This is a genomic window from Lacisediminihabitans sp. FW035 (assembly GCF_054880895.1).
Map to the genome: position 1 here is coordinate 40261 of NZ_CM142187.1, position 19373 is coordinate 59633.

Consider the following 19373-nt stretch of genomic DNA (forward strand, 5'->3'; position numbering starts at 1 on the left):
TGTCGGAAACGGGGCGTTCACGGACCGATGGGGCCAGCGCGCCGACCCGCAATGACCGCTTTCGCCCGCATTAGCGTGGCAGGCAGGCAGGCAGGCAGGCAGGCAGGCAGGCGTGGCAGGCAGGTAGGCGCGCAGGCGCGCAGGCGCGCAGGCGCGCTCAGCCGACGTCGACCACGTGGATGGTGACCCCGGCCGCGGCGATGCGCTCCAGTTCATCCGGGTCCGCGGTCGAATCGGTCACCAGTTCGTGGATCTGATCGAGCGCGGCCACCTTCGCCAGCGTCACACGCCCCACCTTCGACCCATCGGCGACCACCAGCACGCGCTCGGCATGCAGCACCATCGCGAGGTTCGTCTTGGCCTCGGTCTCGTCGTGGGTGGTGGCTCCGGCGAGGGCGCTGATGCCGTCGGTGCCGAGGATGGCCGTGCCGACGTTGATCGCGTTGAAGGTGTTCTCCGCGAGCGACCCGACCAGCTCGAAGGAGTTGGAGCGGATGAGCCCGCCGGTCATCAGCACCTTGAGGTTCGGGCGAGAGGCGAACTCCATCGCGGTGGTGAGCGAGTTCGTCACGATGGTGAGCTCTGAACGATTGGCCAGCGCCTTCGCGACCTCGGCCGTCGTTGATCCACCGCTCAGGGCGATCGCGTAACGGCCGCTCGGGATGAGCTGAGCGGCCTTGCGCGCGATCAGCTGCTTGGCGTGGCGAAACTGCGAATCCTTGAGCCGCACCGGTAGCTCGGACTGGCTGCCGACCGCCCGAGCACCGCCGTGGGTGCGCGAGAGCAAGCCCTGCGCCTCGAGGTCGGCGAGGTCGCGGCGGATCGTCGCCGCAGAGGCGTGCAGGGCATCCGAGAACTCGGCGAGGGAGACGCTCGATCGCTGTGCGAGCAACTCGAGGATCGACACCATGCGCTGCGAGCGCTTGGACGAGGCGGCACGCGGCACGAGGAATCCGGGTGCGGTGATGGTCATCCGGCTCCTTCGATTGCGTGCTTGAGACATACCGATCAGTAATTCTGCACAGTTCGACCAAAATAGTATCGCGAACTTGCGCGGTTTGATCATATGCATCGATGATCGCACTATGACAACGGTTACCTTCATCGGGGCGGGCAGCGTGGTGTTCACCCGCCAGCTCGTGGCCGACCTCCTCGGGTTCGCCGAGCTGCGCGACATCTCGATCGTGCTCCACGACGTGGATGCCGCGCGTCTCGCGGTGGCAGAGGGCACGGCGCGGCAGGTGAACGAGCGGCTCGGGGCATCGGCGACCATCACAAGCACCCTCGATCGGCGGGCGGCTCTCGAGGGTGCCGACTTCGTGATCAACACCATCCAGGTCGGTGGCATCGACGCCACCCGCAAGGACCTCGAGATCCCTGCGCGCTACGGGCTCAACCAGACCATCGGCGACACGACAGGGGTGGGGGGTGTTTTCCGCGCCCTCCGCACCTTCCCGGTGCTCAGCGACCTCACGGCGGACATCCGCCGCTATTGCCCGGACGCCTGGCTACTCAACTACACGAACCCGATGGCGATGAACATCTGGTGGGCCTCTGTCGTCGCGCCGGAGGTCAAGGCCGTCGGGCTCTGCCACAGCGTCTACTGGACCGTGCACGACCTTGGCGAGCTGATCGGCGTTCCGATAGAGGAGACACGGTACCGCGCGGCCGGCGTCAATCACCAGGCCTGGCTTCTCGAGTGGACCCGCGACGGCGAGGACCTCTACCCGCTGCTGCGCGAGAAGATCCGGCAGGATGACGGCCTCTCGCGCCGCGTTCGCGTCGAGATCTTCCGTCGGCTGGGCTTCTATCCCACCGAGACCAGCGAGCACTCCTCGGAGTACCTCCCCTGGTTCCTGCGCTCGCCGCAGCAGATCGAGCGCTACCGACTCCAGCCGCTGGAATACATCGGCATCAGCGAGGAGAACGTCGCGGAGTTCGAGCAGGCGAAGCGCTCCCTCGCCGACGGCACGCCCCTCGAGCTCGAGCAGAACGCGGCGGAGTACGCCCCGCAGGTGATCCATTCGATGGTCACCGGCACGCAGCGGGTTATCCACGCCAACGTTGTCAACACCGGCCTCATCGACAACCTGCCTCAGGGCTCGGTTGTCGAGGTGCCGGCAACGGTGAATGCCTCGGGCCTCAGCCCCCACGCCGTCGGTGCGTTGCCCGTGCAGTGCGCCGCCCTCAACCGGCCTTACCTCTCGGTGGCCGAGCTGACGATCGAGGCCGCGCGCACCGGCAACGCGACGCTCATCCGCCAGGCCGTCCTGATGGATCCGAATGCCAACTCCACGCTCACCCCCGAGCAGATCTGGGCGCTGTGCAACGATCTGGTGGCCGCTCACGGCGAGCTGTTGCCGGACCCGCTGCGCGAACTCATCCCGGCAGACACGCTGTGACCCTCGGCTCGACGACAGCGCTGATCGACGACGCGGTCGCCCGGGGTCGCGCGGTGCCGAGCTTCAACGTGATCTCGCTCGAGCACGCGGAGGCGATCGTCGCCGGCGCCGACCTTGCGGGCATCGGAGTGCTGCTGCAGCTGAGCGAGAATGCGGTGAAATACCACGGCGGCATGCGACCGCTGCTGGCGGCGTGCCGGGAGCTCGCGAGCTCTGCGCGCTCGCCCATCGGCATCCACCTCGATCACTTCGAGTCGCCGACGCTCGTCGACGAGGCGATCGCGCTCGGCCCACGCTTGGGGGTTGGATCGCTCATGATCGACGCGTCGACCGAACCCTACGATCGCAACGTGGCCCTCACGGCATCCGCCTCGGCGCGCGGTCGGGCCGCGGGTCTCTGGATCGAAGCCGAGCTCGGGGAGGTCGGCGGCAAGGACGGTGCCCACGCGCCCGGCGTGCGCACGGATCCGTCGGAGGCGGCGCGATTCGTGGAGGCCACGGGCGTCGACGGCCTCGCCGTGGCGGTCGGCAGCTCCCACGCGATGACCGCGCAGACCGCGGCTCTCGACCTAGAGCTCATCGCGCGGCTCGCATCGATCGTGCCGGTGCCGCTGGTGCTACACGGCTCGTCCGGGGTACCGGATGCCGCGCTGCGGGAGGCCGTGGCAGCGGGCATCCGTAAGGTGAACGTCGGCACTGGTCTCAATGTCGCGTTCACCGCCGAGGTGCGTGCTGTGCTCGGGTCCTCCCCGACGCTGACCGACCCGCGGCGATACCTCGCGCCGGCGCGCGATCGGGTGAGCGAACTCGTCGCGCACCTCTGCGGGGTCATCGCGGGATAGTCGCCGCGGCCAGTCTCGCGAGTCGCTGTGATTCGCGGGTCAGCGCGTGTTCGAGGGCAGCGCGTGTTCGCCGCGTCCGCAGCATCCGGGTCGACCGCGAATTCCCCCGGAAACAGGGAGTAGGTGCGGGCGAGCGCAATTCGCGCCTGTGATGCCATGTAGCGCAGAAGCCGCAGAAGCCGCAGAGGGCGTGGACGCCGGCGACGCCAGAAGGACACCCTCATGTCAGTGGGCTGACTCGCGATGCTCCGTCCGCGCCGCGGCCGATGAGGTAGGCCCGCACCTCCGGCTCCGTCGTGAGGCTCAGGGCCTTGGCGAGCGCCGTGGACGCCTCCTCCAATCTCCCGAGTTGCGTGAGCAGGTGCCCGCGCACGGCCCAGTAGGGCTGGAATGCCGGCCCGCCGAGCGCGTCGAGCATGGCGAGCCCGGCGAGCGGGCCCTCGACCCGGGCGGCGACCGCGGCTCGGGAGACGCTCGCCCCCAGTGTCGGCACGATCACGACAAGCGCGGCATACAGGCTCTGCAGTGCCGGCCAGTCCGTCACGCCGGTCGACGCCCGCGCACAGTGCACCGACTGGATCGCGGCCTCGAGCTGGAAGCGGCCGATGCGTCCATAGGCGTGAGCCCGGTGAAGCAGGGCCTCCCCGTTGGCAATGAGGGCGGCGTCCCAGAGAGTGGTGTCCTGTTCGTCGAGCGGTACCAGCATCCCCTCGCTGATGCGCGCCGGGGCCCGGGCGATCGAGAGCGAGAGCAGAGCGGCGAGACCGAGGGTCTCAGGGTCGGGCAGCAGCGCCGCGAGGAGTGTGGCGAGCGAGAGGGCCTCCGGCGCCAGCGAGTCGCGCACCGTCGTGTCGGAGACGAGCTGCCAGTCGATCGCGTACGCACCGTAGACGGCCTCGAGCACCGCCGGGAGTCGGGTCGGCATGTCGTCCCGCTCGGGGACGACGAAGGGGATGCGGGCATCCCGAATCCGCCGTTTCGCCCGCACAAGGCGCTGGGCCATCGTCGCCGGGGGGATCGCGTAGGCGGTTGCGATCACGGAGGCCTCGAATCCCAGCACCACCTGCAGCATGAGCGGCGTGCGCACCGCGGGGTCGATCGCCGGGTGCGCGCACACGAACATCAACTCGAGCCGCCTGTCCGGGATGCGATCGGGGTCGTCCTCGACGGACCCGGTCGCCTCCCACGGCGGCCGGCGTTTCTTGAGCGCGTCGAGCCAGCGGTTCTTCGCCACGGTCACGAGCCAGCCCTGGGGATTGTCGGGGATGCCGGACTTCGGCCAGGTGCGCAGCGCCCGTTCGAAGGCATCGGCGAGGGCATCCTCGGCGGCCGGGATGTCGCCGGTGCGGGCGGCGAGCACGGCGAGCAGTCGTCCGTAAGACGACTGGGCCACCTCCTCCGCCCGCTTGGCGGTCAGGCCGTCGGGTTCCACTGCCCGTTCGCGAAGTAGACCGCCGTCGGACGTACCTCGATGGTGCCCCATTGTGCAGCCGGGCACTTCTCCGCCCAGGCGAGCGCAGCATCCAGGTCGGGCACGTCGATCAGGAATACGCCACCGAGTTGTTCCTTGGTGTCGGCGAAGGGACCGTCCTGCACCTGCAGGCTGCCGCTTCGCAGCGTCACGGTGGTGGATGCCGCGACCGATTGAAGCACGTCGGCACCGATCAGCACGCCGGCCGCCTCGAGCGACTTGGCGTAACGGTCGAAGGCGGCCTGGGCCTCAGCGATCGCCTCGGCGGGAGCTTCGGCCCCACCCGCTTCTGAGTAGTTGAGCAGGAGTGAATATCGCATCGTGGATCCTTTCTCGTAAGTGATGCTGTCATGAAGGTGACGACCGCCGACAGCGTCGATCGACAGCAGTCCGAAAATCGATCAGCGCGTGCGCCCTCCACCACCTCCCGTTTTTGCGACCACCCCCGTGTGTGAACAGGGGGGTGGTCGCAAAAACGGGAGGTGGATGGCCGGACGGACGGCAGCGGGGGTCGGCCAACGACTCAGGCCGTTGGCGCCGGGAACCGTGAAGGGGATGACCGGCTGTTGCGCGGGGCACGCGGGTGGATCGGAGATCGTCGTGCAGCCCGCCAGCGCTGGCTCGGCGATGAGGGCGAGCGCGGTGTCTCCCCCGCGATCCACCTCCCGTTTTTGCGACCACCCCGCAGTGTGCACACGGTGGTGGTCGCAAAAACGGTAGGGGGATGCTCAGAGCCCGAGCTCAGAGGCCGAGCTCACAGGCCGAGCACCCGCCGGGCATTGTCGCGGTAGATCGCCTCGAGCCGCTCAGTGGGAAGGTGGAGGGCGGAGACCGTCCACCGGCCCTGCGGAGGGATTGGCGACTCCGGCGCGTACTCGAAGGACTCGTCATCCGATTCGAGGAACCGGAAGTGCAGCTCGTACTGCTCGCTGGTGATCGGATAGATGTCGGTGCCGAAGAGCACTCGGTCCGGGAAGCGCTCGATCAACTCGCGGAAGCGGCGCGGCTGGCGGCCGAGTTCGGCCAGCCGCCCGGCGATGTCGATCGCGAAGTTGGGGGCCACGGCAAGCAGTGACTCGACACGATCGAGGTCTTCGGCCGCGCATCCGCCGTGCGCACCGATGTAACGCGTGCCCGGGGTCGCGATCACGAGGGTGGCGAGCGCGTCGAGCAGGCGATCGAAAGGGGGATGCCTGCTCGTGTCGCCGAACCACCAGTCCTTCTCCTGAAGCAGCTCGTCGAGGCGCTCGTTGTGCTCGTCGAGCGGCGCGAAGAAGGCTTTCGGGTCGGCCACGTGGATGAGCACCGGAAGCCCCAGCTCCCCGGCGTGGGCGAGGATACGCACCACGCGGTCGTCATCCGGAAGCACGAGACCGGAGGCGTCGCGCACGGTGAGGCCGAGGTTCTTCCAGACCTTGAGGCCGCGCGCGCCGCGCCGCGCGCTGTCGTCGAGGGACTCGCGCAGCATCCGCTCGCCGTCTCCGTCGGCGAGGAGCGTCCAGTCGAGCTGGCAGAAGGTGAGGAAGCGGCCGGGGTGCGCCCGGTCGTAGCGGTGGAGGTTGGCGTCGAGTTCGTCGCCCCACATGCCGTCGAGGTTCACGATCGTCTCGACGCCGCGGTCGTCCATCATGGCCACAAGCGCGTCGACGTCGTCGATCATCCACTCCCCGTCACTGAGCCAACGGCCGAGGTGGTTGTGGACGTCGATGGCCGGCACCCGCGCGCGCGGCACCGCCGTCACCCGCGCTGTGAGCTGCGAGCGCGGTGTCCAGGCGGTGAGCGGGAGGCCGGCGAGGGCGGCCCAGTCGGGAGATTCCATGGCGACATTGTGCCAAGCCTGATGGTGCGCGCGGGCGTGGAGCCGTCAACCGCTCAGCCAAACTGAGCGACTCAGGCGTTTTTCTTGTCATATGAACACTCCTGGTCTCACTATGGATCAATTCCGCACGTCCCCCGCAGAACGAAGGCACCCATGAGCATCCCCAACACCATCACCGGCGACGAGATCGAGAGCCAGCCGGCCATGTGGGAGACCGCGCTGCTCGAACAGGACCGCTCGGCGTTCGGTCTCCCCGGCGAGCGAGTGCTGTTCCTCGGATGCGGTACTTCGGAGTTCGTGGCCGAGTCGCTCGCCCTGCTGAGGGAGCGCGCCGGACTCGGCGAGACCGACGCCGCCTACGCCTCGGAGTGGACGCCGGGTCGTCACTACGACCGCGTCGTGGCGATCACCCGCTCGGGGAACACCAGCGAAGTGCTCAGTGCCCTTGCGTCGGTCGATCCCGGTACGCTCCGCAGCGCCATCACCGGGGTGCGGGACGAAGCCGTGCACGAGCTCGTCGACAACTCGCTCGTGCTCGACTTCGCGGACGAGAAGTCGGTAGTGCAGACCCGTTTCCCCACCTCGACGCTCATCCTCGCCCGCCAGGCCTACGGGTACGACGTCGCCGGGCTCCCGCGCGCCGCGGCCGCCGCCCTCGCCGCCCCCTTCCCGTACGACGTGGCCGAGTTCGACCACTTCGTGTGCCTCGGATCCGGCTGGACCTACGGGCTCGCGCAGGAGGCGGCACTCAAGGTACGTGAGGCGGCACAGGCGTGGTCGGAGTCGTACCCGCTGCTCGACTACCGGCACGGACCGATCGCGGTCGCGCATCCGGGATCGCTCGTCTGGATCTTCGGCGAGGTGCAGCCCGACCTGATCGCCGACATCGCAGCGACCGGGGCGACGGTGCATGCCGACGACCTCGACCCCCTCGTGCAACTGGTGCAGGCACAGCGCCTCGCCGTGGCGCTCGCCCAGAGTCGGGGCCTCAACCCCGACACCCCGCGTCATCTCAGCCGGTCCGTCATCCTCAGCTAGCAGGTTTCGCCCCAGCCCGTCGAACACTTTTGAATGGAGATCATCGATGCTCACGAAATTCACCAGATCCAGGTTCGGCGGCACGCGAGCGGTTGCGAGTGGCCTCGCCATCATGGCCACAGTGGCCCTGCTGGCCGGCTGCGCCGGCGGCACGACCGGATCGGCAACACTCGATAAGAAGGCGAATGTCTCGCTGACCATGTGGACGGGCCAGGATTCCGGTGCGGAGAAGCTGATCGAGAAGCTCGCCGCCAAATTCGAGAAGCTGCACCCCAATGTGTCGCTGACGGTCTCGCCGGGTGCCTCCTCCACCGAAGACCTGTTGCAGAAGCTCTCGGCGAGCTTCGCCGGCGGAAACTACCCCGACCTCTCCTACGCGTTCGGGTCCTGGTCCAGCCAGCTCGAGTCATCGGGACGCACCCTCGACATCACGAAGAAGGTCGCCGACCCGACAGTCAAGTGGTCCGAGTTCTCGGAGGCGGCGCAGCAGACCGCACGCCCGACCGGGGCAAAGACCATCGGATTCCCGGCAGTCGTCGACAACATCTCGCTGCTGTACAACAAGACGGTGTTCGATAACGCCAAGGTGGCCTACCCCACCGACAGCTGGACCTGGGACGACTTCCGCGCGGCAGCGAAGAAGATCTCCGATCCGGCGAAGAAGATCTACGGCTACGGCTATTCGGTCTCGGGGAGTGAGGACACCACCTGGCAGCTCTGGCCGCACCTGTGGCAGAACGGCGGCTCGATCCTCTCGGACGACGGCACGAAGTCGGCATTCGACAGCGAGGCGGGCAGGAAGTCGCTGACTCTCCTGCGCGATATGGCCGTGGACGACAAGAGTGTCTATCTCGACCAGACGGACACAAAATACGGCCAACTCTTCACCAGCAACGCCATCGGCATGATCACCTCCGGCCCCTGGCAGCTCTACGATCTCGGCGTCGCGGGAACCAAGTACGGCGTGACCGTGCTCCCGGGCACCGACGGAAAGCACACGACCGTGTCGGGCCCGGACATCTGGGCGCTGTTCGACCACAAGGACGCCAACCGCGCCTACTGGTCTTACGAGTGGACCAAGTTCCTCACCGACCCGGCACAGGACGAACAGTTCAACGTGGCCATCGGCAACCTGCCATTGCGCTCGAGCGAGGTGGACAGTGCCGCCTTCAAGAAGAAAGTCGAAGAGAACCCCGGGCTCGAGGTGATGGCCGCCAACTCGGTGAATGCCACCATCGCCCGACCCACCGTCGCCGGATACGTCGGACTCTCCGCGGCACTGGGCGATGCGGTGTCGCAGGTGCTGCAGGGCAAGGGCACTGTCGACAGTGCGCTGAAGACGGCCGCCGCGAAGGCAGACAAAGCGCTGAAGGACAAGTGATGACCCGGGTCGCGGTCGAGCCGGAGGTGCAGACGGAGCGTCGGGGCGCTCCGGCCCCGCCGCCGGCGCGGCGGACCACGGCCAAGCGCCGACGCCGGCTGCGGGAGGCCCTCGAGGGCTGGGGTTTCGTGGTCCCGGCGCTGGTGATCGTGCTCGGATTGTCGATCTTCCCCGCGATCTGGGCATTCTTCCTCTCGCTGCAGAAGTGGAACGGGTTCAGCCCGGCGCAGAACGTCGGCCTCGGCAATTACCAGCAGATGGTCACCGACAGCGAACTTCACGACGCTTTCTTCCACACGGTGCTCTACGTGCTGTTGTTCGTTCCCACCTCCATCGGCCTCGGCCTGTTCCTCGCGGTCGCCCTGAACCGCCGCATCCGCTTCATCGGCCTCTATCGCACGGCGATCTTCGTCCCCTTCGTCGCCTCGGCCGCCGTCACGGGCATTCTGACCACCTATCTGTTCAACCCGCAGTTCGGCCTGGTCAACAACGTGCTTCGGGTGCTCGGCCTCCCGCAGCAGGGTTGGCTGGAGGATCCCTCGCAGGCAATGGTCGTGATCACGATCATGTCGCTCTGGGGCCAGGCGGCATTCACGACGGTGATCTATCTCGCGGCCTTGCAGGACACCCCGGCGGAACTCCTCGAGGCGGCCCGGATCGATGGGGCCAACCGGTGGGAGGCCTTCTGGGCGGTGGTGTGGCCACAGCTCATGCCGGTGACGATCTTCGCCACGATCTGGCAGCTGATCGGCGCCATCCAACTGTTCGACCTCGTCTACACGACCACCCGCGGTGGGCCGCTCAATGCCACCCAGACCATCGTGTATTACCTCTGGCAGACCGCGTTCCAGAAGCTCGAGTTCGGCTACGGGTCTGCCGTGGCCTACGGACTCTTCGCGCTCACCCTGATCATCACCATCGGTGTCGTCGTCTACTCCCGCCGATCCAAGACCGAGGGCTTCTGATGACCGCGATCCAGACCCGGATTCCCCCTCGTACCCGCCGGCGCCGGCGATTCAGCGGCTGGCACCTGTTCCTCGCGCCCGTCGCCGTGTTGTTCGCGATCCCGTTCGTGCAGATGTTCCTCACCTCGGTGAGCCCCGCCGCCGAGATCAACAGGTTCCCCCCGCGGTTCTTCCCCTCCACGATCACCTTCGACGGCTACGCGAAACTATTCGACCAGTCGCAGATCTTCCTCTGGCTCGGCAACACGGTGATCGTCTCGGCTTCCGCGATCGTGTCTCATCTCGTCCTGTGCTCCCTCGCCGGCTACGGATTCGCCCGGCTCCGGTTCCCGGGGCGCAACTTCGGCTTCCTTGCCGTGCTGGCGACGATCATGATCCCCACCCAGCTGCTCATGATCCCGACCTACATCGTCTTCTCCCGAATCGGCCTCATCGACACCCTCGGTGCCGCCATCGTGCCGTGGCTCGCCTCCGCCTTCGGCATCTTCCTGATGCGGCAGTTCTTCCTCTCGCTGCCCGCGGAACTCGAGGAGGCTGCGCTGATCGACGGGTGCACCAGGCTCCAGGTGTTCTTCCGCATCATCCTTCCGCTGGCGCGACCGGCGCTCGCCACACTCGCGATCTTCACGCTGCTGAGTTCGTGGAACGACCTGGTCTGGCCGTTGATCGCGATCAACGACGCGCACGCCTTCACGCTGCAGCTCGGACTGGCGAACTTCCAGGGAACACGCCGAACCGACTGGTCACTGCTGATGGCCGGTAACGTGATCGCCACGTTGCCGCTCATCCTGTTCTTCCTCTTCGCCCAGAAGCAGTTTGTGGCGACGATGACGTTCACCGGGCTGAAAGGATGAGGACGGGGACGACAGAGGAGGCCGACGTGACGATTCTTGTGGTGGGTGACGCCAACGTCGACCTGGTTCTGCGCGGGGATGTCGTGCCGCGGTTCGGCCAGGCCGAGCAGCTTCTCGATTCCGCCGATCTCACTCTGGGAAGCTCGGCCGGCATCGTGGCCCACGGGCTCGCACGGCTCGGCGTACCCACCGCCCTCGCGGCCACTGTCGGAAACGACGAATTCGGCAGGCTCACGAGGCACTGGCTCACCGAGGCCGGCGTGGATGTCTCCCCCCTTGGTGTGCACCCGACGCTGCCCACCGGGCTCTCGGTCATCCTCTCGGCTCCGGCCGACCGGTCGATCCTCACCCTGCTCGGCTCCATTCCCACCCTCACCGGCGACGCCGTGCTCGCCGCGACATCCGGCGTCTCCCACGTGCATTTCGCCTCCTACTTCCTGCTCCCCGGCCTCGCCGCCGAACTGCCGACGGTGCTGCGCACCCTGCGCGCGCTCGGGGTCACCACGAGCCTCGACACCAACTGGGACCCGGCCGAACAGTGGGCGGGTCTTGCCGCAGTGCTGCCGCTCGTCGACATCCTGATGCCCAATCTCGAGGAGCTGCGGGCGATCGCCGGAGCCGTCGGTGTGACCGGCGATTCCGACGAAGACCTGGCCCGCGGCGTCGCCGCGCTCGGCCCACGCGTTGTGACGAAGGTCGGACGGGAGGGCGGATGGTCCGTCGCCGCCGATTCCGCCGTTGTGCGCGCCCCGGGGCTGGTGCTCGATGCGCGGGACTCCACCGGAGCCGGTGACAGCTTCGACGCGGGATACCTCGCGGCCGTGGCATCCGGTGTCACCTCGGAGTCCGAGAGAGTGCGCTGGGCGACAGTGGCGGGATCGCTCTCCACCAGGGCCGCCGGAGGAACGCCGGCCCAGGCCACGCTGTCGGAGCTCACCGCCCACCTCGCATGATCAGCTTCGTCTCGCTCAGCCCTTCGGTCGACGTCACCTATCTCGTCGACGAATTCTTCGAGGGCGGCACCTTCCGGCCAACGGGTGTGTTCCGGGCGGCGGGCGGCAAGGCGCTGAATGCGGCGCGGGCGGCTCGCGTGGTGGGGGCATCAGTGCGGGCGGTTGCGGTCCTGGGCGGCTCGGCCGGGGAGTTCATCCGGCGGGACCTCGCGTCCGCCGGGGTGCCGCTCGACGCGGTGGAGGCCGTCGCCGAGACCCGCACGTGCGTCTCAATCGCGTCCGCTGCGAGCGGGCTGCTGAGCGAGCTGTACGAGCATCCGTCAGCCGTCAGTAGCGGGGAACTCTCAACACTCAGAAGTCTGCTCGGGATGCCCGCAGCGGCCGGGTGGTGGGCGATTTCCGGGGGGATGCCGCCCACGGTCGCGGTCGATGAACTCGCCGGACTCGTGCGCCTCGGTCACTCGCTCGGGCAAACGGTGGCGATCGACAGTCATGGCGCCGCGCTCGCCGCGGCGCTCGATGCGCGGCCGGATCTCGTGAAGGTGAACCGGCGGGAGGCGGCGGAGCTGCTGGGTCTCGATACAGCGACGGAGGTGTTCGACCTCGCCCTCCGCATCCGCTCGGAGACCGGTGGCCGCGTGGTGATCACCGATGGAGCGGAGGGGTCCGTCGCGGTCGACGGTTCCTCGCGCTGGCGGGCCACGTGGACGGGCGCGATCGGACGGTTCCCGGTCGGGAGCGGGGACAGTTACCTCGGCGGGTTGCTCGCGGGTCTCGACCGCGGGGATCCGTTCGACGAGGCCCTCCGCCTGGCGGCCGGCGCCGCGACCGCGAACGCCCTGGTGCCCGGCGCGGGCGTGTTCGCGGCGGGGGACGCGACGCGGATCGCGGGCGAGGTCGTGGTGGCCGTCGAGCTCGCGTAGGGCTGAGGCTTGCGGGTGGGCTGAGCCGAGCGGGAGGGCTGTCCGTCGCGCAAACCTCTCGCGGCGGGGATATGACGTCCTGAACCTCTCGCGGCGGGGATATGACGTCGCGGAGGGAGACACGACTCCCGCCATGACGCGCCTAAGCCTCCGCGAGGGCGCGTAACCCCCGCCGCGAGCGATTGCCTTCAGAGAAGCAGCGGCCGGGCTACGCGCCCGCGCTCGCGGCCAGTCGGTCGAAGAGAGCGTCGAGCACGGGATCGACGATCTGCTGCTCGGGATGCGCGTCGTACCAGTCGATGATCTCGCGGGCACCCTCCGCGAATCCCGTCGTCGGGTTGAAGGCCGGCACGAGCGACTTGACGAGGCTGTTGTCGAAGATCATCGAGTGGCTGCGGTCGCCGAGGTGTCCGGCACCCATGTCGGGGTCGGCGGCGGCGATCGCATCCGAGGTGACGTGCACGATGTTCGGAACGGCACCCGCGGCATCCGCCATCAGGTGGGTGATCTGTGTCCAGCTCAGCAACTCGTCGGAAGTGATGTGGATGGCCCCGCCGATCGTGTGCGGATTGCCGAGCAGGCCGACGAAGCCGACCGCGAAATCGCGGGCGTGGGTGAGCGCCCAGAGGGAGGATCCGTGATCGTGAAGCACGACGGGGGCGCCCCGGCGCATGCGGTCGATCGCGGTCCAGCCGCCGTTGAGGGGAAGGCTCGTGCGGTCGTAGGTGTGGGAGGGGCGCACGATGGTGGCCGGGAATCCGCTGGCCCGGTACTCCGCGACGAGCAGGTCCTCGCAGGCGATCTTGTCGCGCGAGTACTGCCAGTGCGGGTTGCGCAGCGGAGTGGACTCCAGGATCGGCAGCCGTGCCGGCGGCTTCTGGTACGCGGATGCCGAGGAGATGAACACATACTGCCCGACCCGGTCGGTGAAGAGCTCGATGTCCTGGGCGACATGCTCGGGGGTGAACGCGACCATGTCGACGACGACGTCGAACTCGCGGCCGGCCAGGGCCTCCGTGACCGAGGCGGGGTCTCGCACGTCGGCGACGAGCACCTCGGCGCCGACCGCCACCGGGCGCAGGGTGGACTGGCCGCGATTGAGGAGGGTCACCTCGTGGCCCTCCTCGATGGCTCGGGCACTCGCCGCGGAGCTGATCGTGCCGGTGCCGCCGATGAACAGGATTGAGAGAGGTGTCATGCCTCTACGGTCGCGGCTGCGATGAGCTTCGTCAAGTCGTCGCGGATGCGCTCGAGCTCGGCAAGGGGCATCCCGAGCCGGTCGACGATCTGCGGGGGCACCGCTTCCGCCTGCTCGCGGAGGGCCGCGCCATCCGGCGTCAATTTCACGTCGAGGGCGCGTTCGTCGGTGAGGCTGCGGGCCCTGGTGAGCAATCCGGCGCCCTCGAGCCTCTTGAGCAGTGGTGAGAGTGTCGCCGGCTCGAGCAGCAGGGTCGCTCCGATGTCGCTGACCGTTCGCGGGCTGCGCTCCCACAGCGCGAGCATGACGAGGTATTGCGGATGCGTCAGGCCGAGGGGCTGCAGCACCGGGCGGTAGAGGGCGATGACGCTGCGCGAGGCGGCGGCGAGGGCGAAGCAGACCTGACGATCGAGGGCGAGCGGATCCATAGTCCCAGCTTAGCGAGTACACTATTAGTTAGTGCACTAAGGAGTTGCTGATGATTGCCAAACGCCCGTGGTGGGATCGCCTGAACCGACGGCTGCTGCCCTACATCGGGCCGCCGCCGCTCGGCCCGTACGACGAGGAGCCGCTTCCGCCCACCCAGGCCAAGGCCTGCCCGGTCTGCGGGAACGCGATGTCCGACCACGACGTCGAGCGCCGGGCCGATCGCCCGACGCAGCTGCACTGCCCCGCCTGACTCCGCCGCGTCTCCGCGCCCGCGAGTGACACGCGCGCGGAATCGCGCGGGCGCACGTGTCACTCGGCGGCGCGGGCGTGATGACAGGGAGCGTCAGCCGAGGAGCAGGGTGCCGAGCTGCTCGGCCGTCGCGGCCACGCCGATCGTGCCAGCCTGCTCGGCAACCGTTCCGTAGCCCCACTCGACGAAGATGGTGGGAACTCCGTGTTCGGCCGCCCCGTGCACGTCGTGCTCGCGGTCGCCCACCATCACGGGTTTCGACGTATCGGCCCCGATCGCCGCCAGCCTTCGCAGTGCCTCCGCGACGACATCCGCTTTGCGACTGCGCACCTCGTCTTCCGAGGCGCCGGTGATCACGGTGAAGTAGTGGGCGAGGCCGTAGTAGTCGAGGGCGGTCGTCGCGGGCAGCTCAGGCTTCGAGGTCGCGAGCGACATCGGGATGCCGCTCTCGTGGATGCGCTTCAGGAGCGCAGGAATCCCCGGGTAGACCGAGCTGTTGAAGACCCCGGTCTGCAGGTAGTGCGGCCGATAGACCTCGAGCGCGTGGTGAGCTTCTTCAACGCTCATGCCCGCGAGATCGCGGAAGGAGTCGAGGATGGGCGGGCCCACGTAGGCCAGCAGCTCGGCGGGAGACGGGATCGGCCGCCCGAGCCGTTCGAAGGTCCAGGCGAGGCTCGCGGTGATGCCCGGCGCCGAATCGATGATGGTGCCGTCGAGGTCGAAGAGGAAACAGCTCCAGTTTGTGGTCACCGTCGTAAGCCTAGGAGTCGATCGAGGTTCACCAGGCCCGATATCAGAACAGGCGATGATCGCTGTCGTCAAGTCCGCGCATCGCGTCGTAGTCGAGGAGAAGGCAGCGGATGCCGCGGTCCTCGGCCAGCATCCGCGCCTGAGGCTTGATCTCCTGGGCCGCGAACACCCCGCTCACCGGGGCGAGGTGCGGGTCGCGGTTCATCAGTTCGAGGTAGCGGGTGAGCTGTTCGACACCGTCGATGTCGCCGCGACGCTTGATCTCGATCGCGACGGACCGGCCCGCGGCATCCGTCGCCAGGATGTCGACCGGCCCGATCGCCGTCATGTACTCGCGGCGAACCAGGCGCCAGCCGTCACCCGCGAGCTCGATCTGCTCGGCGAGGAGCTTCTGCAGGTGTGCCTCGACGCCGTCTTTCTGAAGACCGGGATCGATGCCGAGCTCATGGGCGCTCTCGTGCAGGATCTCATGGATCGAGATCACCAGCAGGTCGGCAGTCTTCGCCTGGGTCACCTTCCAGATCTCGGCGACGCCGGCCGCGGACTGGTCCGCATCCGGCTCGAGGGCGGTGACCGAGCACGGCGGGCTCATCCAGTTGAGCGGCTTGTAGCTCAGCGAATCGGAGTGGACGAGCACGCTGCCATCCGCTTTCAGCAGTAGGAGACGCGTGGCGAGCGGCAGGTGCGCGCTGAGGCGTCCCGCGTAGTCGACGGAACACCGGGCAATGACGAGACGCACCCGACGAGTTTAGTTGGGCGAGGTACTGCCGGCGATGCGGTGAAGCACGACACGCAACTCGTCGGCCGACAGCGCCATCCATGGTCCGCCCGGGTTGATCACGAGCCCGCCGTAGGGGGCCTGGATCGCATCGTGGATGATCTCGGCGGCCGGGCGCGTGGCGAACGAATCGGCGATGTTGCGGGCACTCACTTCTGGGCCGGAGGTGAAGGCGAGCAGCACCGGGTGGCCATCCGGATCGACGGAATCGCGGATGCGCACAGGCGTGCCGTCCGATACTCCCGATGCCGGAACGGAGTCGGTGTCGACCGCGAGCAGCAGCGGACCGTTCTCGGCGAGGGCATCCAATACCGCGGCCTTGCTCGCCTTCGGGTCGGCGATCTCGAGAGCGGCCTTCACCGCGTCGTTGCGCTCCCCGCGAAGCGCGAAGGCAGCATCGCGGTTGGAGATGGCGCAGGTTGGCCCGGCGGGATCGATGTAGAGCCAGCCGTAGCGCTCGGTCGAAGCGAGTTGCAGCGCTCCGGCGGCGGGCTGCACGAGGGCCTGCACCTCGGACAGGTCGTCCGGGTGCATCCGGTTGATCTGCTGCTGCGAGGTGAACGCGAAGAGAGCGGGGCGTCCGTCGGGTCCTGTTCCGCCGGCGAACTGCAGGGTCGCGCCGGCCGGGAAGCTGTAGCTGCCGTCGGGTTCGACAGTGGGACGGTCGGACCCGGTCGAATCGAGGAGCAGGCGGCCCTGGAGGCATCCGCGCACGACGTCGAGGTAGGTGGACTGCTCGGGTTTCGTCGCGAACGCCTCGACGGCAGCGCGCAGGGACGCGTTGTCGACGGGAACCGAGTCGGAGATCGAGGGCGTCATGCTTCGACCCTATCCCCACCGAAAACGCAGGACATCAGCCACGAAAGGGGCGTTTCGGCGGCCGACGGGGTCCTTCGGTGGTGAATCTCCTGCGTTTTGAGAAGGAGAGCGGGGGGAGGGTGGCGCGGCGGCAGGGTCAGCGACGGGAGGGCTCCCGCGCGGCTCCTGATGCGAGCCCGGCGATCGCGACCAGCACAAGCACGACGAGGAGTGCGTTCAGGAGGCCGACGTGCTGGCCGAGGAAGCCGATGACCGGGGGTCCGACGAGGAATGCGAAGTACCCGATGGTGGCGACCGCGCTCACTCGCGCTGCGGCGGTCTTGGGGTCGTCGGCGGCGGCCGACATGCCGACCGGGAAGCCGAGGGAGGCCCCGAGTCCCCAGAACACGACGCCGACGATAGAAATCCAGAGCACCGGCACGAAGATCACCATGACGAGTCCGATGGCGGCGAGAACCGCCGAGCCGCGTAGCACCGGGACGCGGCCGAAGCGATCGAGCAGGCTGACGCCCGCGAGACGCCCCACCGTCATCGAGGCGACGAAGATGCCGAGCACGAGTGCGCCCGTCGCCTTGGTCGTGCCGTGGCCGTCGACCATCGCCAGCGCGAGCCAGTCGTTGGCCGATCCCTCGGTGAACGCCATCCCGAGCACAATGAGACCGATGATGAGCGTGCGCGGATCGCGCCAGATGCTCAGTCGTCCCCGCCAGGTCTTCGAATGGTCGTCGTGCGCGACGGACTCCTCCGCGATGATGTGCTCCGACTGGAGGAACCGCACCGAGACGAGCGCACCCGCCGCGAAGATGAGCGCCACGACCAGGAGATGGATCACGATGGGGAGGTGGATCGCCTCCGCCCCGGCTCCGAGGGCCGCCCCGATCACCGTGCCGAAGCTGAAAAAGGCGTGGAATACCGGCATGATCGATCGACCGAGCACGCGTTCGTTCACGGCGCCCTGCAGATTCATCGCCACATCGCAGATGGAGAACATCGATCCGAAGACGATGAGGCCGATCATGACGACGGCGTAGCTCGGCCCGACAGAGACTCCGAACCCGGCGACCGCGAAGCCGACAGCTCCGACGGTGAGCACCACCGCGATCGTACGCCGGGCGCCGATTCGGGCGATCACGTGACTCGACGCCAAGAGCCCGACGATGGAGCCCGCCGCGATGCCGAAGATCAGGATGCCCATCGACGAGGTTGACACCTGAAGTGCCTCTTTTACGGCCGGGATGCGGGATGCCCAGCTCGCCATGGACAGGCCGCACAGCCCGAAGATCACGAAGAGAGCGTTGCGCCACGCCACGACCTGGGGGCGCGTGAGGCCGGCGGAAGTAGATTGGGTGAGGGCCACGGGGAATCCTGGGAGAAGGCTATCGAATCGATTCGATCGAACCGATTCGACTACGCTAACAAACCATGCAGCATGAGGCAACACCCGCCCGCGCGAGGCCGAATCTCGCCGCCGTCGCCGCCCTGGCCGGAGTCTCGCCGTCGACGGCATCCCTCGCCTTCAGCGGCTCCGGACCGATCTCTGCCGCCACCCGGGAGCGGGTGCTTGCCGCTGCCGCCCAGCTCGACTACGCCGGGCCGGATCCCCGCGCCCAGTCCCTGCGTCGTGGCCGCTCCGGCATCATCGGCGTCGTCATCGAGGATCGCCTTCGCGACGCCTTCCGAGACCCGATGAACATCGCGATGCTCGACGGCATCGCGGACGAGACCGGATCCCTCGGGGCCGGCCTCCTGCTGCTCACCGAGAACGGCGAGGGGGCCGCCAGCATCCGCAATGCCCCGGTGGATGCCGTGGTGCTGATCGGCTGCAGCACGAGCCTCGCCGCACAGGTGGAGATATTCCGACAGCGCGGTATCGCCCTGGTGGCGATCGAGGCCGAACCGATGGATGACGTGCTCGCGATCGACCTGGACAACCGGCAGTCCACCCGCACGCTCGCGTCGCACCTCGCCGAGCTCGGGCACCGGCGGGTGAGCCTTGTGACCCTGCCGCTCGATGCCGCTCGCACCCGTGGACTCCTCACCGAGGCCGCCATCACGGCGAGCACGGGTTTCACCGCGCTCGAACGCATCCGGGGGGCACGGGAGGTCTTCGCGGGTGCCCCGGGCGTGATGGCCTCCGTGAGCAGCATCGAAGAGGGCCTCACCGCCGGGCTCGCCATCCTCTCCGATCCCTTCGAGCGGCCCACCGCGGTGATCGCGCAGAGCGACCTTCTCGCGGTGGGGGTGATCCGCGCCGCAGAGCAGCTCGGGCTCGCGGTCCCCGCCGAGCTCAGCGTCGTGGGCTTCGACGGGGTGAAGCTCGACGGCGTCGCGCCCTACGACCTGACGACGATGGTGCAGCCCGCCGTCGAGAAGGGTCGTGCGGCGGGTCGCGGTGTGATCGCGCTGCTGGGCGGCGAGCATCCGGCCCGCGTTTCCTTCACCGCGCGCTTCCACCGCGGCACGACGACCGCGCCGCCTAGGATTCATTAGATTCACAAACC

Annotated in this window: 20 protein-coding genes; 10 read left to right on the forward strand and 10 right to left on the reverse strand. The window is 68.2% G+C overall.

Translation table 11 applies throughout. The features are described from left to right. Window positions 1–157: 157 nt before the first annotated feature. Window positions 158–973 carry a DeoR/GlpR family DNA-binding transcription regulator gene (locus ACVXZ4_RS00215; RefSeq protein ID WP_461796248.1) on the reverse strand — a complete coding sequence of 272 codons (816 nt, stop codon included), beginning with the start codon at window positions 971–973 and terminating at the stop codon, window positions 158–160. A 112-nt stretch (window positions 974–1085) separates the two neighbouring features. On the opposite strand from ACVXZ4_RS00215, the gene melA reads away from it, so the two are divergent. Continuing rightward, window positions 1086–2402, forward strand: coding sequence for an alpha-galactosidase (gene melA / locus ACVXZ4_RS00220; RefSeq protein ID WP_461796249.1), 1317 nt, complete (start codon window positions 1086–1088; stop codon window positions 2400–2402). Further along, window positions 2399–3244, forward strand: a complete 846-nt coding sequence (locus ACVXZ4_RS00225) for a class II fructose-bisphosphate aldolase (protein ID WP_461796250.1) — start codon at window positions 2399–2401, stop codon at window positions 3242–3244. Before melA ends, ACVXZ4_RS00225 begins: the two co-directional genes overlap by 4 nt. A gap of 220 nt (window positions 3245–3464) precedes the next feature. Here the strand turns inward: ACVXZ4_RS00225 and ACVXZ4_RS00230 are convergent, their stop codons facing one another. From ACVXZ4_RS00230 to ACVXZ4_RS00240, 3 genes are all read right to left on the reverse strand, one after another. Beyond that, on the reverse strand, window positions 3465–4676 hold the full coding sequence (locus tag ACVXZ4_RS00230) for an RNA polymerase sigma factor (RefSeq protein WP_461796251.1): 1212 nt from the start codon (window positions 4674–4676) through the stop codon (window positions 3465–3467). Continuing rightward, complete coding sequence (locus ACVXZ4_RS00235) at window positions 4658–5035, reverse strand: YciI family protein (protein ID WP_461796252.1); 378 nt, start codon at window positions 5033–5035, stop codon at window positions 4658–4660. The genes ACVXZ4_RS00230 and ACVXZ4_RS00235 overlap by 19 nt, the downstream gene beginning before the upstream one ends. Before the next feature lie 434 nt (window positions 5036–5469). Continuing rightward, a complete protein-coding gene (locus ACVXZ4_RS00240; RefSeq protein ID WP_461796253.1) occupies window positions 5470–6534 on the reverse strand; it encodes an amidohydrolase family protein in 1065 nt (354 codons plus the stop codon). A gap of 153 nt (window positions 6535–6687) precedes the next feature. Here ACVXZ4_RS00240 and ACVXZ4_RS00245 point away from each other — a divergent pair, with 153 nt between their 5' ends. Genes ACVXZ4_RS00245 through ACVXZ4_RS00270 form a run of 6 tightly spaced genes read left to right on the forward strand, consistent with a single transcriptional unit; the run spans window position 6688 to window position 12648 of the window. After that, complete coding sequence (locus ACVXZ4_RS00245; RefSeq protein ID WP_461796254.1) at window positions 6688–7572, forward strand: SIS domain-containing protein; 885 nt, start codon at window positions 6688–6690, stop codon at window positions 7570–7572. Between the two features lie 46 nt (window positions 7573–7618). Continuing rightward, window positions 7619–8953: an extracellular solute-binding protein gene (locus ACVXZ4_RS00250; protein ID WP_461796255.1), complete on the forward strand. Its 1335-nt coding sequence runs from the start codon at window positions 7619–7621 to the stop codon at window positions 8951–8953. Beyond that, a complete protein-coding gene (locus ACVXZ4_RS00255; protein ID WP_461796256.1) occupies window positions 8953–9918 on the forward strand; it encodes a carbohydrate ABC transporter permease in 966 nt (321 codons plus the stop codon). Before ACVXZ4_RS00250 ends, ACVXZ4_RS00255 begins: the two co-directional genes overlap by 1 nt. Continuing rightward, complete coding sequence (locus ACVXZ4_RS00260) at window positions 9918–10772, forward strand: carbohydrate ABC transporter permease (RefSeq protein ID WP_461796257.1); 855 nt, start codon at window positions 9918–9920, stop codon at window positions 10770–10772. The genes ACVXZ4_RS00255 and ACVXZ4_RS00260 overlap by 1 nt, the downstream gene beginning before the upstream one ends. A 26-nt stretch (window positions 10773–10798) precedes the next feature. After that, window positions 10799–11725, forward strand: a complete 927-nt coding sequence (locus tag ACVXZ4_RS00265; RefSeq protein ID WP_461796258.1) for a carbohydrate kinase family protein — start codon at window positions 10799–10801, stop codon at window positions 11723–11725. Beyond that, window positions 11722–12648, forward strand: coding sequence for a 1-phosphofructokinase family hexose kinase (locus ACVXZ4_RS00270; protein WP_461796259.1), 927 nt, complete (start codon window positions 11722–11724; stop codon window positions 12646–12648). The genes ACVXZ4_RS00265 and ACVXZ4_RS00270 overlap by 4 nt, the downstream gene beginning before the upstream one ends. Window positions 12649–12856: 208 nt before the next feature. Here ACVXZ4_RS00270 and ACVXZ4_RS00275 read toward each other — a convergent pair whose 3' ends face one another. Together ACVXZ4_RS00275 and ACVXZ4_RS00280 are read right to left on the reverse strand one after the other, a co-directional pair. Beyond that, a complete protein-coding gene (locus ACVXZ4_RS00275; protein WP_461796260.1) occupies window positions 12857–13846 on the reverse strand; it encodes an SDR family oxidoreductase in 990 nt (329 codons plus the stop codon). Next, the gene (locus ACVXZ4_RS00280) at window positions 13843–14274 is read right to left on the reverse strand and encodes a MarR family winged helix-turn-helix transcriptional regulator (protein ID WP_461796261.1); all 432 of its coding nucleotides are present in this window, start codon (window positions 14272–14274) and stop codon (window positions 13843–13845) included. The genes ACVXZ4_RS00275 and ACVXZ4_RS00280 overlap by 4 nt, the downstream gene beginning before the upstream one ends. Window positions 14275–14324: 50 nt before the next feature. Here ACVXZ4_RS00280 and ACVXZ4_RS00285 point away from each other — a divergent pair, with 50 nt between their 5' ends. Next, window positions 14325–14525, forward strand: a complete 201-nt coding sequence (locus ACVXZ4_RS00285; RefSeq protein WP_461796262.1) for a hypothetical protein — start codon at window positions 14325–14327, stop codon at window positions 14523–14525. A gap of 93 nt (window positions 14526–14618) precedes the next feature. On the opposite strand, the gene ACVXZ4_RS00290 is transcribed toward ACVXZ4_RS00285, so the two are convergent. The 4 genes from ACVXZ4_RS00290 to ACVXZ4_RS00305 form a co-directional block, all read right to left on the reverse strand. Next, window positions 14619–15275 (reverse strand): HAD hydrolase-like protein, encoded by a 657-nt coding sequence (locus ACVXZ4_RS00290; protein ID WP_461796263.1) that lies wholly within the window; start codon window positions 15273–15275, stop codon window positions 14619–14621. 43 nt (window positions 15276–15318) lie between these two features. Further along, window positions 15319–16014, reverse strand: a complete 696-nt coding sequence (nucS, locus tag ACVXZ4_RS00295) for an endonuclease NucS (protein ID WP_461796264.1) — start codon at window positions 16012–16014, stop codon at window positions 15319–15321. Window positions 16015–16023: 9 nt separating this feature from the next. Further along, complete coding sequence (locus ACVXZ4_RS00300; protein WP_461796265.1) at window positions 16024–16872, reverse strand: SseB family protein; 849 nt, start codon at window positions 16870–16872, stop codon at window positions 16024–16026. A gap of 136 nt (window positions 16873–17008) precedes the next feature. Continuing rightward, window positions 17009–18229 (reverse strand): MFS transporter, encoded by a 1221-nt coding sequence (locus ACVXZ4_RS00305; RefSeq protein ID WP_461796266.1) that lies wholly within the window; start codon window positions 18227–18229, stop codon window positions 17009–17011. Between the two features lie 65 nt (window positions 18230–18294). Here ACVXZ4_RS00305 and ACVXZ4_RS00310 point away from each other — a divergent pair, with 65 nt between their 5' ends. After that, entirely contained in the window at window positions 18295–19362 is a 1068-nt protein-coding gene (locus tag ACVXZ4_RS00310; RefSeq protein WP_461796267.1) for a substrate-binding domain-containing protein, read from the forward strand. Window positions 19363–19373 lie beyond the last annotated feature (11 nt).